Source organism: Azospirillum brasilense (genome assembly GCF_008365405.1).
Lineage (GTDB): Bacteria > Pseudomonadota > Alphaproteobacteria > Azospirillales > Azospirillaceae > Azospirillum > Azospirillum brasilense_D.
Map to the genome: position 1 here is coordinate 17,775 of NZ_QOKV01000024.1, position 13,995 is coordinate 31,769.

The 13,995-nt window shown below is 69.9% G+C and carries 14 protein-coding genes; 5 read left to right on the forward strand and 9 right to left on the reverse strand.

The features are described 5' to 3' along the window. Nucleotides 1-16 precede the first annotated feature (16 nt). Entirely contained in the window at nt 17-625 is a 609-nt protein-coding gene (locus tag DS837_RS26500) for a hypothetical protein (RefSeq protein ID WP_149167470.1), read from the reverse strand. A 519-nt stretch (nt 626-1,144) separates the two neighbouring features. On the opposite strand from DS837_RS26500, the gene DS837_RS26510 reads away from it, so the two are divergent. The 5 genes from DS837_RS26510 (at nt 1,145) to DS837_RS26530 (ending at nt 6,275) form a co-directional block, all read left to right on the forward strand. Continuing rightward, on the forward strand, nt 1,145-1,552 hold the full coding sequence (locus DS837_RS26510) for a glycine-rich domain-containing protein (RefSeq protein WP_149167472.1): 408 nt from the start codon (nt 1,145-1,147) through the stop codon (nt 1,550-1,552). A 157-nt stretch (nt 1,553-1,709) separates the two neighbouring features. Next, the gene (locus DS837_RS26515; RefSeq protein ID WP_149167473.1) at nt 1,710-2,765 is read left to right on the forward strand and encodes a helix-turn-helix transcriptional regulator; all 1,056 of its coding nucleotides are present in this window, start codon (nt 1,710-1,712) and stop codon (nt 2,763-2,765) included. A 185-nt stretch (nt 2,766-2,950) separates the two neighbouring features. Beyond that, complete coding sequence (locus DS837_RS26520; protein WP_149167474.1) at nt 2,951-4,516, forward strand: ABC transporter substrate-binding protein; 1,566 nt, start codon at nt 2,951-2,953, stop codon at nt 4,514-4,516. Next, entirely contained in the window at nt 4,513-5,451 is a 939-nt protein-coding gene (locus DS837_RS26525) for an ABC transporter permease (protein WP_149167475.1), read from the forward strand. The genes DS837_RS26520 and DS837_RS26525 overlap by 4 nt, the downstream gene beginning before the upstream one ends. After that, nucleotides 5,448-6,275, forward strand: coding sequence for an ABC transporter permease (locus DS837_RS26530; protein ID WP_149167476.1), 828 nt, complete (start codon nt 5,448-5,450; stop codon nt 6,273-6,275). The genes DS837_RS26525 and DS837_RS26530 overlap by 4 nt, the downstream gene beginning before the upstream one ends. A gap of 13 nt (nt 6,276-6,288) precedes the next feature. On the opposite strand, the gene DS837_RS26535 is transcribed toward DS837_RS26530, so the two are convergent. From DS837_RS26535 to DS837_RS26570, 8 genes are all read right to left on the reverse strand, one after another. Continuing rightward, nucleotides 6,289-7,059: a GntR family transcriptional regulator gene (locus DS837_RS26535; RefSeq protein ID WP_149167477.1), complete on the reverse strand. Its 771-nt coding sequence runs from the start codon at nt 7,057-7,059 to the stop codon at nt 6,289-6,291. Between the two features lie 81 nt (nt 7,060-7,140). Continuing rightward, the gene (locus DS837_RS26540; protein WP_149167478.1) at nt 7,141-8,412 is read right to left on the reverse strand and encodes a TRAP transporter large permease; all 1,272 of its coding nucleotides are present in this window, start codon (nt 8,410-8,412) and stop codon (nt 7,141-7,143) included. Between the two features lie 29 nt (nt 8,413-8,441). Beyond that, nucleotides 8,442-9,047 carry a TRAP transporter small permease gene (locus DS837_RS26545; protein ID WP_247890143.1) on the reverse strand — a complete coding sequence of 202 codons (606 nt, stop codon included), beginning with the start codon at nt 9,045-9,047 and terminating at the stop codon, nt 8,442-8,444. A gap of 32 nt (nt 9,048-9,079) precedes the next feature. Next, on the reverse strand, nt 9,080-10,468 hold the full coding sequence (locus DS837_RS26550; protein ID WP_149167480.1) for an amidase: 1,389 nt from the start codon (nt 10,466-10,468) through the stop codon (nt 9,080-9,082). After that, nucleotides 10,465-10,674, reverse strand: a complete 210-nt coding sequence (locus DS837_RS26555) for a hypothetical protein (protein ID WP_149167481.1) — start codon at nt 10,672-10,674, stop codon at nt 10,465-10,467. The genes DS837_RS26550 and DS837_RS26555 overlap by 4 nt, the downstream gene beginning before the upstream one ends. Before the next feature lie 76 nt (nt 10,675-10,750). Further along, nucleotides 10,751-11,515, reverse strand: a complete 765-nt coding sequence (locus tag DS837_RS26560; protein ID WP_149167482.1) for a GntR family transcriptional regulator — start codon at nt 11,513-11,515, stop codon at nt 10,751-10,753. After that, the gene (locus DS837_RS26565) at nt 11,512-12,702 is read right to left on the reverse strand and encodes a CaiB/BaiF CoA transferase family protein (protein WP_149167483.1); all 1,191 of its coding nucleotides are present in this window, start codon (nt 12,700-12,702) and stop codon (nt 11,512-11,514) included. Before DS837_RS26565 ends, DS837_RS26560 begins: the two co-directional genes overlap by 4 nt. Before the next feature lie 99 nt (nt 12,703-12,801). Next, the gene (locus tag DS837_RS26570) at nt 12,802-13,977 is read right to left on the reverse strand and encodes an acyl-CoA dehydrogenase family protein (protein ID WP_051140958.1); all 1,176 of its coding nucleotides are present in this window, start codon (nt 13,975-13,977) and stop codon (nt 12,802-12,804) included. Between the last annotated feature and the right edge of the window lie 18 nt (nt 13,978-13,995).

Below are 13,995 nucleotides of genomic sequence, written 5' to 3' on the forward strand. Positions count from 1 at the left end.
CTGCGCCGCGCGACGCTTATCCGTTCCAGCCCCCCGGCGGCACCGACGACCGCAGGGCCATGCCCATGCCGTGCAGACGCGTCCGGCGCTTCTCCACCGGCAGGGCCGCCAGCCCGAGCAGCACCGTGGTCGCGGCATCCAGGCCGCCCGACGGTGCGAGCGCTTCGGCGCCAAGCGCTTCGGCGATTGCATCCGACCGCCCGGCGTCCGGGCTTTCGGCGGCGAACAGCAAGCGCTCCGCGGCGGCGCCGCGGTCCGGCAGAGTCGCGCGCGCGCCCGCCCTCTTAAAAAGTGCCTTCACCCGCTGCCGATCGTTGCGGTCCTGGAAATGGCCGTGCCGCTGCATCAGCCGCACCGCCTCCACCATGTAATCGGCGAAGCTCCGCAACTCCCGGCCCACCCGATGCGGAGGCTGTTCCTGCGCCGTCGCCACCGCCTGGCGCAACCAGCCGCTGGCCCGTGCGGCCAGGGCGACCGCATCGACGGGCGGTGGCGCAACGGTGGCGAAAAGTTCCGCAAGGATCAGCGCTTCCTCGGCTCCATCAAGAGCCGGACGCCGCAAAGCTTCTGCGAGCAGTCCGTTGAGCCATGGCGAAGAAAAAGGACGTGCCTGCCGGTCCCGCATCCGCAACCCCATGACGCTGAGATGAACTGCAACCTTTTGCCGAAGATACCAACTCTTCCGTGGATATCAATGGAAACGATCCAATCAAGTGAGATATTTCACACGAGCCGACCATGACTTTTACGAAACAGACTGCGTATGTATGCCATCTCGGAGAATTGATGGTTCGGATTCAATACAAATCCGCGATATGCTCTTGAGCGCTTGCACAACCGATACTATGATACACCCGGGTATGCAGGAGGGGCGCATGGCGGGCCTGTTGCGAGAGCTAACGGGGCGCGCCACGCGCATGAACGCAGCCTTGGCGGTTTGTCCCCGGCGGCAGCCGGACCATGCCGACCGGGCCATGCACAGGCGCCGGCCGGCGGGACACCGCCAATCAGGCCCCCTCTCGCTTGAACCGGCCCGGGCATGCCGGCGGCCACCATTCTGCCGCAGGGCACAGGTCGGCGTCATCGGGCGGAGGCACTTGGGGACCGAAGTGAACCTCATTCCCTTTTGAAAGGATCATCGAGAATGAACGACAACAGCGAACGCGTCTCGTCCGTGCAGCCGGCGAACCTCGACCTCTCCTTCATCAACAAGCGGCTCGAGATGGCCGGATACACGCCGGATCAGGCCACCGCGTCGGTCGAGGCCTACCGCCAGTTCCTCGTCGTGGTGGCGGCGAAGCCGAACCTGATCCTGGTTCCGACCAAGGCGGCCGACGCGGCGTGGCACGAGCACATCCTGTTCATGGACCGCTACGAGGCGGACATGATGCGGCTGGTCGGCGCCCGGGTCCATCATCACCCGGACGCTCCCGACGCCGCCGCGTGGCAGAAGGCCGTCGCCAACACCCAGGACGCTTTCCGGGCGACGCTCGGCGTGGAGTTGCCGACGGAGGAACTCGCCGGCTGCTTCCTCACGGTCGAGGCGGCCTGAGCGTCATACGATCGTATTGATCGTTGCATGATACGGTGCGTTTGCTGCTAAATTCGCTCGAATGGCAGCGCGTTTCGTGGATGCCCCTCTGAGCGGCGGTCCAGGCCCCGTTCAGGGGGGTGTCCGTCACCCCGGCAGCGAGAGGAAGGAGGGATTCATGTCTGATCTGGTCCACGATCTTTCCGGCCGCGCCAGGGACATGAACGCCGGGCTTGCCATCTTCGACAAAAGCGACACGCTTCTGGCGACCAACGACAAGCAGAAGACAATCTATCCCTTCATCGACTATTCGCGCTCGGTCACGTTCCGCGACATCGTGTGGGAATGCGTAAGGCACAAGAAGTTCAGCTCGGACACCATTTATTCCGACCCGGACCGGTGGATCGGCTACGCCGAGAACCTTCGCCGGTTCAACCGGTTCTGGCAGTCCTTCACACTTCACTCCGACGGGCGGGTCATCCAGATCACCTACGAGCGGTTGGATGACACGGACGGCTGGTGGTACCAGATCCGGCGCGACGTCACCAGCAACGTCCTGGAGAATTTCCGGAGCGGCTTCGACAGCCTGATTTCCCTCAACGATGGCGGGGCCCTGCCGCAACCGGCCCAACCCTCCTTCGTCGTCCGGCTTCTCGACGCCCTGCCCTACCCGGCGGCGTTGCTGACGACACGCTGCCAAGTCATCGACGGCAACCAGTCCTTCGCCTCCATTCTGTCGCGGGGGGATGGGCTGTCCATGGTCGGTGGCCGGCTGTGCATCCCCGATGCCCCGACCGAACAGGCGGAACTGACCAAGCGGGCCGCCGGCTTCTTCCGCCGCCGCACCCGCACGCCGATCACACTGCGCGTGTCGCGCCTGGACCAGCCATCGCCTTATTTCGCCACCCTGACGGAACCGCCGGCCCAGAGCGTCGGAAGCGGCGGCCCGATGAACGGCATCCTGCTCCTGACCCTCGTCGATCCGGACGTGCTGCCCGCCGTGTCGGCGCGCGCCGTCGCCGAGCTTCTCCAGATCACCGGATCGGAAGCCGAGATCGCGCTGGCCCTGTGCTCCGGACGGAGCGTCGACGAGATCGCCGAGGACCGCGGGGTGGAGCGGCGCACGGTCTACAATCAGGTTTCGTCCATCCTGGGCAAGACGGGGCTGCGCAACCAAGCGGGGATCGTCCGGCAGGTGACGACGATCTGCTGGCATTTCGGGTCGCGCGCCTGATCGAATCCGGGTATGGTGCCTGACGCATCGCCGACGGCGCGAATACCTGGATATGGAAGCACTCTTGTGCATACATATGGCGGACGTCCGGGCGGTTCCGGCTCCGCTCTGGCCGGAGGCCGTGAAGGAGGCAGGGGCGCCTGGTTTTCCCACCCCCCGGCCACCGCCCTGCAACGTCCCGCATCATGCCCCTGCCCGCCGCCCTCCGTCTGCTCCTGACCGTTCTGGCCATCGCGGCCGGCGCCTTGGGCGCCGCGTTTCCGGCAACGGCGGGAACCTTGCGGGCCAGTCTGTCCGACGATCTGACGACCATCGACCCGTTCGTCTTTCCCGGCTTGGTTTCTTCGGGGGTTCTGCGGCAGGTCTATGAGGGCTTCACCGCGATCGACGCCGCCGGCAACGCCGTTCCGGCGCTGGCCACCCGCTGGGAAACGCCGGACGGGGGGCGGACCTGGCGCTTCACCCTGCGCCCGGACGTGCGTTTCCATTCGGGACGCCCATTCACCGCCGCCGACGTCCTGTGGACCTGGGAACACCATCTGACGCGCAAGCCCCAGCCCGGCTACAGCGCTTTCTACCTGCGCGGCATCGAGGGGGCCGCGGCGCTGCAGCGGGGGACCGCCGCGTCGCTGGCCGGCGTCGAGATTCCCGATCCCCGCACGCTCGTTGTGCGGCTGACCGAACCCGACGCGCTGTTCCCGCTCTACCCGTTCCTGTTCGTCGACCGCGGGATGGAAGCCGAGTTCGGACCGGCGTGGCACGAGCGGACGTCCGGCGGCACCGGGCCGTTCCGCCTCGTGTCCTGGCGGCGCGGCGAATCCGTGCGTCTGGAGGCCCATGCCGGTTACTGGGGCGGCGCTCCCGCCGTGGACGCGGTGTCCCTGGCGGTGCTGTCCGACACCAACACGCTGCTGGCGCGCTACGACGCCGGAGAGCTCGACATCGCGCCGCTTCCCGACAACGCCGTGCGCACGGTGGTCCGCCAGCCGCGCTACGACGGGCAGATCGCGGCCTTTGCCCGCGCGCAGGTGCGCTATCTCGCCCTGAACCAGGATTTGTATCCGCCCTTCCGCGACCGGCGCGTGCGTGAGGCGGTCGGCCTCGCGCTGGACCGCGTCGCCACGGTCAATGGCCTCCATGCCGGGCGGGCGCTGCTGACGAACGGCTTCGTCACCCCCGGCCTGGGCGGCTACCGGCCCGATGCGGTGCCGCTGCCCCCGACCGATCCGAAGCGGGCCAAGGCGCTGCTGGCGGAGGCCGGCCATCCCGGCGGACGCGGCCTGCCGCCGCTCCAGATCGCCGGCGGCCCCAACGTGCGCGAAGAGGCCACCTATTTCGCCGCCCAGCTCACGGCAGTGCTGGGGGTTCCGGTCGGCGTGCGCATCCTGGAACGGGCGGCTTTCGTGGCGGCGATCAACGAGGGGCAAGAGGCGCTGTTCATCAACGGCTGGACGGCGGATTTCCCCGATCCCATGGACCAGCTCGCCACCCAATGGCACAGCGCCAGCCCGACCAACCGCATCCACTGGCACAACCCGGATTTCGATCGGCTCATGGAGCGGGCGCGCGGCCTCGCCGACCCCGACGCCCGCAACGCACTCTACCGGGACGCCGAAACCCTGCTCCGGGAACAGGCCGTGGCGGTGCCCCTGCCGGCGCCGCAGTTCGTGGCTCTCGTGCGGCCGGGCGTGACCGGGGTGGTCATCCGGCCCGACGGCACGACGGACTACCACTCCGCCCGGCTGCCATGACCGGACGCCGGCTCGGCCGCCGCCTTATGTCCTGGCGATTGGCCCGGCGATTGGCCCGGCGCCTGCCGGGGCTGCTGCTTCTGGCCGGGGCCGCCGTGCTGGCCAGCTTTCTGGCCTCCCATGCGCTTCCCGGCGATCCGGTCATGCTGATGGTCGACGGGCGGGCCGCCGACCCGGAGATGATCCGGAGCCTGAGGGAAGACGCCGGGCTGGACCAGCCGCTGGCGATCCAATTCCTGTCCTACGCCCTGGCCCTGCTGCGCGGCGACCTCGGCCAATCGCTGCGCTACGGCGGCGTTCCGGTGACGGCGCTGCTGGGCGACGCCCTGCCGGTGACGCTGGGGCTGATGGCGGGTGCGGCGGCGCTTGCCCTGCCCCTCGGCCTCGCGCTGGGCCTCGCCGCCGCCGATGTGCGGCGGGCATGGCCGGGCACGGCCCTCACCATCGGGTCGGTGTTGGCCTTGTCCGTGCCGCCGCTGGCGCTGGCGACGTGGCTGATGCTGGCGGGGTCCGGTACGGCGCCCTGGGCCGTGGCAGCGCTGGCCCTGCCGGCGGCGGCGATGATCGCCCGCCTGACGCGGATCCAGGTGTTGGAGGTTCTGGGACGCGACTTCATCCGCACCGCAAGGGCCAAGGGGCTGGGCCGGATCGCCGTTCTCCTGCGCCACGCCCTGCCGAACGCCCTGGTGCCGCTGGCGGCGGCGGTCGGATCGGTGGCCGGAACGATCCTCACAACCACGGCGGCGGTGGAGACCGTCTTCGCCCTGCCGGGGATCGGGCGGCTGACCGTCCAGGCGGTGCTGGCCCGCGACCACACGGTCGCCGGGGCGGCCGTTCTGGTCTTCGTCCTGATGCAAGTTTCCATCAGCCTGACCGCCGAGTTGCTGATCGGCCTCGCCGACCCGCGGCTGCGCGACGATGCGGAGTCGCCGTGATCGTCGCGCGCTCCCTCACCGGACGGGCCGGGCTGCTGCTCGCGGCGGCGCTGGCGGTGCCGCTGGCCCTGGCCGCCCTTCTGCTGCCGCTCGATCCGTCCGCCATGGATCTCGGGCAGGCCTGGGCTGGTCCGTCCGCCGCCCACCCGCTGGGCTGCGACGGGCTGGGCCGCGACGTCGCCGCCCGGCTGATCGCCGGAACGGGGACCTCCTTCGCCATCGCCGGGCTGGCGCTCGCTCTGGCGGTGGGGCTGGGCGTCGCGTCGGGCGGGGTGGCCGGCTGGATCGGCGGGCGCACGGACGCGGCGGTGCTTCGGCTGGCCGACCTGCTGCACGGCTTTCCCGAACTGTCCCTCGCCATCGTCGCCGCCGCGCTGCTGGGTCCGGGCACCGAGGCCATGGTGCTGACACTCGCCCTGGCGGCGTGGCCTTCGCAGGTTCGCTGGTGCCGGGCGCTGGCCCTGTCCAACCGGACCGCCGAGCATGTGAGGGCCTCCGCCGCCCTCGGCGCGGGACCGCTGCACACGGTCCGCCGCCATTTGTTGCCGGCGGTCGCCGGGCCGGTCGCCATCCGCGCCGCCCTGTCCATCGGCCCGGTCATGGTGGCGGAGGCGACGCTGAGCGGTCTCGGTCTGGGCATCCAGGAACCGGCGGTGTCGCTGGGCACGCTGATCCGCGACGGGCTGGCCGACCTGCGCGACGCCCCCCACCTGATCGCCGCGACGACGGTCACCGTCGCCGCCATCGCGCTCGCCGTCAACCTGCTGGCCGAAGGGCTGCGCGAGGGCCTCGACCCGCGAGGAACGCCGTTCTGCCGGCCGTGATGGCTGCCGCCTCTCAGCGCCGCTGCAACGACATGGTGTAGCGGAAACCGGCGCCCGGATGGGTGTTGACGGCGATCTCCACCAGACGGCCGTCGTCGGTGAAATAGCGCCGGGTGATGACGAGGATCGGCGACTGCGGCGGGACATGCAGGCGCGAGGCGACGTTGAGGCTGGCCGGAGCCGCCTCGATGTCCTGCATCACCTCGGCGATGCGCACACCGTAGCGCTGCTCCAGAACCGTGTAGATGGCGTACTGCACCACCTCCAGGTTGCGCACCACGTCGGAGAAGGCGGCGTCGATGTAGACCTCGACGTAGGAGAAGGGTTCCGACGTCTCGCGGGTGCGGCGCAGCGCGCTGATGCGGAACCACTGCGTCTCGGGACGGCAGCCCAGCCGGCCGGCCAGATCCTCCTCCACGATGATGCGGTCGACGGAGAGGATTTCCAGCCGGGTCGAGGTGGCGTACTGCACCAGCTCGTCCAAGGAACTGATGGAGTTGACGAAGCGCCCGTCGGCGCGGCGCGCCGCCAGGACCGAACCCGATCCTTGGCGGCGCAGGATGTAGCCCATCTCCTGAAGCCGGCGCAGCGCCTCGCGCACCGTGTGGCGGCTGACGGCGAAGCGGCTGCACAGCTCCTGCTCGGTCGGCAGGCGGTCGCCGACGGCATAGGCGCCGGCGTCGATCTCCTCCAGCAGGGTGCGGACGATCTCCTGGTAGAGCGGGGTTTCCGCCCGCTCCGCCGCACCGCTGTTGTCCTTCAGGCTGTCCGCTTCTTCCGACATCGCATCCCTCATGATGCCGGAAGATGGACGAGCCGGGGCGCCGATGCAACCGGCGTACGAGGATGTTCCGCGAGGGACGGCTTAGGTGAGCAGAACCAGCGACAGGGCCGGGAAGGCGTTGATGGCGACCAGCGCGACAACCCGCATTCCGTAGAAGGGCAGCACCCCCTTCACGATGGAATGGAGCGGCATCTTGGTGATGCGGCTCATCACGAACAGGTTCAGGCCGACCGGCGGGGTCAGGGTCGCCACCTCGACCAGTGCGGTCATGATGACGGCGAAGTGGATCGGATTCACCCCCACCGCCTGCGCCATCGGGAACAGGATCGGCGCCAGCAGCACGATCATCGACACGCCGTCCAGGAACATGCCGATGACCAGCAGCAGCAGGTTGACGGCCAGCAGGAACTCGAAGGGGGAGACCTGCGCCTCCTTGAGCATCGCGGTCAGCTCGGCGGACAGGCCGAGGCGGGTCAGCACCGCGGTCAGCAGGCCGGAGCCGAGCAGCACGCCGTAGATCATCACGGTCTGGAGCACCGACTCCCGCGCCGTCTCCCACACCGCGACGAGGTTGGCCGTGCGGTAGACCACCGTCACCAGGACGACCGCGTAGATGGCGGCCAGCGCCGACACCTCGGTCGGGGTGAACCAGCCCATGTAGATCGTGCCGATGATGAGCACCGGCATCATCAGCGCCCCGGCCGCACCCGGCAGGCGCTGGCCGAAGCCCTTCCAGTCCGGACGCTCGCCGACATGGCCGTAGCCCTTGAGCCGGCTGACGATCAGCGTGGTGAGGCCGAGCAGGAACGCCTCGAACAGGCCGGGCACGATGCCGGCGATGAACAGGTCGGTGATCGGCAGCCCGACGATGGAACCGATCAGGATGAAGGTCAGCGACGGCGGGATCATCAGGCCCAGCGTGCCGCAGACCGCCACCAGCGAGGCGGCGAAGCGGGGCGGATAGCCCTCCTTCGGCATCAGCTTCACCGCTGCCGGGCCGAGCGCCACGGCGCAGGCCACCGACGAGCCGTTGACCGCCGCGAAGAACACGCTGGACATGGCCAGCGCCAGGGCGATGCCGCCGCGGAAGTAGCGGATGATCGTCCCGACCAGCTCCAGGATGACCAGCGCGAGGTTGCCGCGCGACATCAGGTTGCCGGCGAAGATGAAGAACGGGATGCAGACCAGCGCGTATTTGTCCACGGAATCCCAGGCCATCTGCGCGACCAGCACGACCGGGATGTTGAAATTGAAGGTCAGCAGGCCGACCGCGATGACGCCCAGCGCCAAGGCGATGTGCACGCCCGCCGCCACGAAGAACAGCAGGCTGACGACGGCGACGATGGTGGTCATGGTGTTTCCTCCCCTGTTTCAGCCGTCGTTCAGAGATTCTCGCCCTCGGCGGGCGGATCGGGGTCGTGGCCGCGCAGCAGCAGGATGATGTTGCCGACGAAGGCGAAGCCGTAGAGCACCCCGCCCAGCGGCAGCACCAGCCGGACCGTCCACAGCGGCAGGTCGAGGTTGGACTCGGTGAACATGCCGATGGCCTGGAGATGCGTGACCTCCTGATACCCGGCGATCACCAGAAGCACGCTGAAGGCCAGCCCGATCAGGCTGTTGAGCCAGGCGAAGGCCAGCCGCACCCGGTGCGGCATCATGTTCAGCAGCAGGTCCATGCGGATGTAATGGCCGTGCCGCGTGCCGACACCCAGCGACAGGAGCACGCTCCACACCACCAGGAAGCGGACCAGCTCCTCCGCCCACCAATGGCTTTCCGACAGGAGGGAGCGGCTGGACGCCTCGTAGAACATGAAGCCGATGGCCGCCATCATCAGGATGGTGGCGACGTTCAGGAGGATGCGGTCCTCGATGAAGCTCCACCAGCCCGGCAGACCGCGCCCCGGCGACGCGGCGGCGTCCGCCGCGGGCGACGTCGCCTGGGTGTGCGGGGCCGCGGAGGTCGCCGCGGACGTCCCCGCGGACGTCATAGAATCGGTTCCCGGCATGGGTGGAACTCCCTTCACGAGAAGGCCTGTGTCTGGGGAACGCGGCTCAGCCAGCCGGTGGCGCGCTCATAGGAGTCGGCGATGCGCAGCAGCGTGGCTTCCGCCTGCGGACGGGCGATGAGCTGCATGGCGATCGGCATCCCGTCCGGATCGAATCCGGCGGGCGTGACGAGCGCCGGCAGGCCGAGGTAGGAGACCGGACGGGTCAGCGCCGCCACCCCGGCGACCACCGCGGCCATCGCCGGCCCGGCGCCCACGTCGGTCTGCGCGGCGGTTGGCACCCGGCTGCGCAGGGCGGGGACGAACAGCGCGTCGCACTGGGCGAAGGGGCCCTCGACCATCGCCCGGAGGTGAAGCGCGCGAAGCTGCTTCGCCTGAAGGTAGGAGGCCGCCGGCACCATCAGCCCCTGCAGCAGGCGGGCACGCACCTGCGGGCCGTAGTCCTGCGGACGCTCGCGCAGCCAGGGCGCGTGGACGGCCGCCGCCTCCGGCGTGAAGACGAGGTTGGCGAGGTCGCCGTAGGGCTCGTGGTCTGGGATGTCCACCTCCACGACGCGGGCGCCGGCGCGCTCCAGCACCGCCCGCGCCTGCTCCAGCGCGGCGGCCACGGCGGGGTCCAGGCCGTCGTAGTAGAATTGGCGCGGGATGCCCAGCCGCAGCCCCTCGATCCCCTGGCCGATGACGTCCACGACGTCCGCCCGCCCGGTGATGACCGAGAACAGCGTCGCCGCGTCCTCGGCGCTGCGGGCCAGCGGGCCGACGCAGTCCAGGCTTTCCGACAGCGGCATCACGCCGTCCATCGGCGTCGCCCCCTGCGTCGGCTTCAGCCCGACCACGCCGCACAGCGCCGCCGGAAGCCGCACCGACCCGCCGGTGTCCGAGCCCAGCGAGCCGAAGGCCAGCCGCCCCGCCACCGCCGCACCGGAGCCGGAGGAGGAGCCGCCGGTGATGCGGTCGGGGTCCCAGGGGTTGCGGCAGCGCCCGAGATGGGCATTGTGCCCGGTCGGCCCCATGGCGAACTCCGCCATGTGCAGCGTGCCGAGCGTCACCGCCCCCGCCGCGTCCAGCCGCTCCAGCACCGTGGCCGTCCGCTCCGGCCGGAAGCCGCCGCGGATCGTCGGGGAGCCGCAGGTGCAGCGCTTGCCGGCGCGGTAGAACATGTCCTTGTGGGCCAGTGGCACGCCGTGCAGCGGCCCGCGCAGCCGTCCGGCCCGCGCCTCCGCGTCGGCGGCGCGGGCGGCGGCCAGCACCTCCTCCGGCTCGACCGACAGGAAAGCGTTGAGCGTCGGATTCAGCCGGGCGATGCGGTCCAGACAGGCGTCGACCAAGGCCTCCGCCCGCAGCGCGCCGTCGCGGACCGCCCTTGCGGCGTCCGTCAGGGTCAGCGATGTGGGATCGGTCATGCCCGCTCCCCGGCAATGAGCGCGGTATGGGCGCCCAGCGGCACGTCGAACAGCGAGCCGCCGGGATGCGCCGCCGCCAGCACGCCCGGCACGGCGGCCAGCAGGCGCCCGCACAGGGCGGCGTCGGCGTCGTCCAGGGTCACCCCCTGAATCCTGGCCAGGGTCCGCGCGCAGGCGGCGGCATCCCCGATGTGGTTTTCCGTCATTCCTTCCCTCCCGTCCGGTGCTGTCCCCGCGCGGCTCTTCCGGCCGTTCGCCGCGGGCAGGGCCTTAATGGCCCCTTTACCCGGATCGTTGCAGCGTCATTTCATAGCGGTATCGTCCGGCCGCGTGGCTGCTGACCGCAACCTCCAGCGCGTTTCCTTCGGCGTCCAGATAATGGCGGATCACCACCAGGATCGGGGTGCCGACCTCCACCGACAGGCGGGACGCCAGATTGGCGTCCGCCGAGGTGGCCTCGATCGACTGCACGACCTCCTCGATGCGCAAGCCGTAGCGGCTTTCCAGCACCGCGTAGACGGCGACCGGAAAGGTGCCGATGGCCTGGGCCACGTCGTCGAAGGCGGCGGGCAGGAACACCTCGGTGTAGCAGAGCGGGGTCCGCTCGCCCGGCTGGCGGCGCAGCGCCACCACCCGGACCCAGGGCGTGTCCGGCTGCGAGCGCAGAAGCTCCGCCGTCCGCCCCTCCACCAGGATCTTCTCCACCGCCAGCACCTCCAGCCGGGTGGAGGAGGCGTACTGCCCGATCTCCGCGAGGCTGGACAGCGTGTTGTGGAACCGCCCGTCGGGGCGGGCGGCGGTCACCACCGACCCCGAGCCCTGGCGGCGCGCGATCAGGCCGAGATCCTGGAGCCGGCGCAGCGCCTCCCGCACCGTGTAGCGGCTGGCGGAGAAGCGCAGGCACAGCTCCTGTTCGGTCGGCAGCCGTTCGCCGACCCCGACCCGCCCGCCCGCGATGTCGGCGCGCAGCGCCTCCAGGATCTCCTGGAAGCGCGGCCCCTCCGCGGCGGACGGGCGGACGGAGGCCGGGCGAACGGCGGTCTTCACAGCGCCCCCTGCTCGCGCAGGGCGGCGATCCGCTCCGGCCCGATGCCGATGCGGCCCAGCACGTCCTCGGTGTCGGCGCCCAGCGCCGGGGCGGTGCGGGTGGGCAGCGTCTCACCGCCGATGCGCACCGGCCCGGTCAGCATCCGCACGCCGTGGGACCCGTCCGGGTAGGAGAAGTCGGCCACCCGGTCGCTGTCGCGGACGAAGGGGTTCTCCAGCGATTGCGCGATGTCGAGGACCGGGGCGGCGGGAACCGCGCCGCCGAGGATCTCCACCCACTCCGCCGTGTCGCGCTGGCCGAGCACCTCGTCCAGCAGGACGGTGAGCAGTTCGCGGTTGGCGAGCCGGTCCTTGAAGCTGCGGAAGCGCGGGTCGTCGCCCCATTCGGGCTTGCCGATCTTGTCGCAGAAGACCGGCCAGAACTTCTCCTTGTTGCACATCACGAACAGCCAGCCGTCGCGCGTGCGGTAGAGCTGCGACGGGGTCAGCGAGGGATGCGCGGAGCGCGGCTCCCGCCCCTGGTTGTGGCCGCCGTTGAGGTACCAGGTGGCGAGGTAGGTCATGTTGTGCAGCGCCGTGTCGAACAGGCTGACGTCCACGTCCGAGCCCTTGCCGCTGGCCCGCGCCCCGACCACGCCGGAGACGAGGCCGAAGGCGGTCATCAGGCCGGTCATCATGTCGACCACCGACATGCCGAAGCGGGCGGGCGGGCCGTCCGGCTCGCCGGTCACCGACAGGTAGCCGGCCTCCGCCTGCATCAGATAGTCGTAGCCCGGCCAGGCCCGCCGAGGCCCCGTGCGCCCATAGGCGGACAGGTGGGCGCAGACGATCTTCGGGTTGACCGCCTTCAGATGCTCGTAGGTCAACCCCAGCTTGTCCGGCAGGTCGCCGCGCAGGTTGTCCAGCACGGCGTCGGCGTGGCGCACCAGCTCGTGCAGCACCGCCATGCCCTCGGGGTGCTTCAGGTTGAGGGTGATGCTGCGCTTGTTGCGGTTGAAGGACTGGTAGAAGTGGCTGTTGCCGGGTCCGAAGAAATGGGGGCCGACATGCCGGCCGACCTCGCCGCCTTCGGCGGGATTCTCGACCTTGATGACTTCGGCCCCGAGATCGGCCAGCAGCATGGTGCCGAACGGGCCGGCGCCGTATTGCTCCACGGCGATGACGGTGACGCCTTCGAGGGGTAGCACGCGGTGTCTCCCTGATGGGGGTGTGCGGGGTTGTGGGGTGTGGTTGCGATGAGCCCCCACCCAACCCTCCCCCGCTGACGCAGGGGAGGGATTTTCTCCTCACACCGGATTCTGCTCGATCAGCCGCTTGGCGATGATGATGCGCTGGATCTCGTTGGTGCCCTCGCCGATGCACAGCAGGGGGGCGTCGCGGTAGAGCCGTTCCACCACGAACTCCTTGGAGTAGCCGTAGCCGCCGTGGATGCGCATGGCGTCCAGGGAGTTCTCCACCGCCGCTTCGGAGGCGAAGAGCTTGGCCATGCCGGCCTCGTAGTCGCAGCGTTCGCCGCGGTCGAGCGCCTTGGCCGCCTGCTGCACGAGGAGGCGCGCCGCGGAGACGCGGGTCGCCATGTCGGCCAGCTTCATCGCCACGGCCTGATGCTCGTGGATCGGCTTGCCGAAGGTCTTGCGCTGCTGGCTGTACTTGACGGATTCGTCCAGAGCCGCCTGGGCGACGCCGACGCCGCGCGACGCCACGTTGACGCGGCCCAGCTCCAGGCCGGAGATGGCGCAGGCCATGCCGCGGCCCTCGACCCCGCCGATCAGCCGGTCGGCCGGAACGCGGTAGTCCTCGAAGACCAGCTCGGCGGAATCGATGCCCTTGTAGCCCAGCTTCTCCAGCTTGCGGCTGACCTTGAAGCCCGGCCCCTTCTCGGCCAGGAACATCGTCATGCCCTTGTGGCGAGGCTGCGCCGTCGGGTCGGTCTTGACCAGCAGGGCGAAGCAGCTTCCCTGGATGCCGTTGGTGATCCAGGTCTTGGAGCCGTTGATGACGTAGTCGTCGCCGTCGCGCTTGGCCACCGTGCGGATGGCCTGGAGATCGGTGCCGCAGTCCGGCTCGGTCAAAGCGAGGCCGCCGCGCAGCTCGCCGGTGGCGAAGCGGGGCAGGAATGCCGCCTTCTGCTCCTCCGTCCCCGTCTTGGTGACGATGAAGGCCATGATGAGGTGCGAGTTGATGATGCCGGACAGCGACATCCACACCGACGAGATGCGCTCGATCATCTTGGCGTAGGTCGAGGGGCGCAGGCCGAGCCCGCCGTATTCCTCGGGGATCGTCGCCCCGAACAGGCCCAACTCCTTCATCCGCTCGACGATCTCGTCGGGGTAGGCGTCGTCATGCTCCAGCTTCAGGGCGACCGGCCGGACGTGGCGGTCGAGGAAGCGGTCCACGCTGTCGAGGATCAGGCGGTCCTGCTCGTCGCGTTCCGCGTCGGTCATGGTGTTGGCGTCGCTCATGGCGTGTTTCCCGGATTG

Bases quoted from the DNA above. Each gene is read 5' to 3' on its own strand.
- DS837_RS26500 (WP_149167470.1), bottom strand. From the start codon at position 625: ATGCGGGACCGGCAGGCACGTCCTTTTTCTTCGCCATGGCTCAACGGA.
- DS837_RS26525 (WP_149167475.1), top strand. From the start codon at position 4,513: ATGACCGGACGCCGGCTCGGCCGCCGCCTTATGTCCTGGCGATTGGCC.
- DS837_RS26545 (WP_247890143.1), bottom strand. From the start codon at position 9,047: ATGACGTCCGCGGGGACGTCCGCGGCGACCTCCGCGGCCCCGCACACC.
- DS837_RS26510 (WP_149167472.1), top strand. From the start codon at position 1,145: ATGAACGACAACAGCGAACGCGTCTCGTCCGTGCAGCCGGCGAACCTC.
- DS837_RS26515 (WP_149167473.1), top strand. From the start codon at position 1,710: ATGTCTGATCTGGTCCACGATCTTTCCGGCCGCGCCAGGGACATGAAC.
- DS837_RS26570 (WP_051140958.1), bottom strand. From the start codon at position 13,977: ATGAGCGACGCCAACACCATGACCGACGCGGAACGCGACGAGCAGGAC.
- DS837_RS26555 (WP_149167481.1), bottom strand. From the start codon at position 10,674: ATGACGGAAAACCACATCGGGGATGCCGCCGCCTGCGCGCGGACCCTG.
- DS837_RS26540 (WP_149167478.1), bottom strand. From the start codon at position 8,412: ATGACCACCATCGTCGCCGTCGTCAGCCTGCTGTTCTTCGTGGCGGCG.
- DS837_RS26550 (WP_149167480.1), bottom strand. From the start codon at position 10,468: ATGACCGATCCCACATCGCTGACCCTGACGGACGCCGCAAGGGCGGTC.
- DS837_RS26520 (WP_149167474.1), top strand. From the start codon at position 2,951: ATGCCCCTGCCCGCCGCCCTCCGTCTGCTCCTGACCGTTCTGGCCATC.
- DS837_RS26535 (WP_149167477.1), bottom strand. From the start codon at position 7,059: ATGTCGGAAGAAGCGGACAGCCTGAAGGACAACAGCGGTGCGGCGGAG.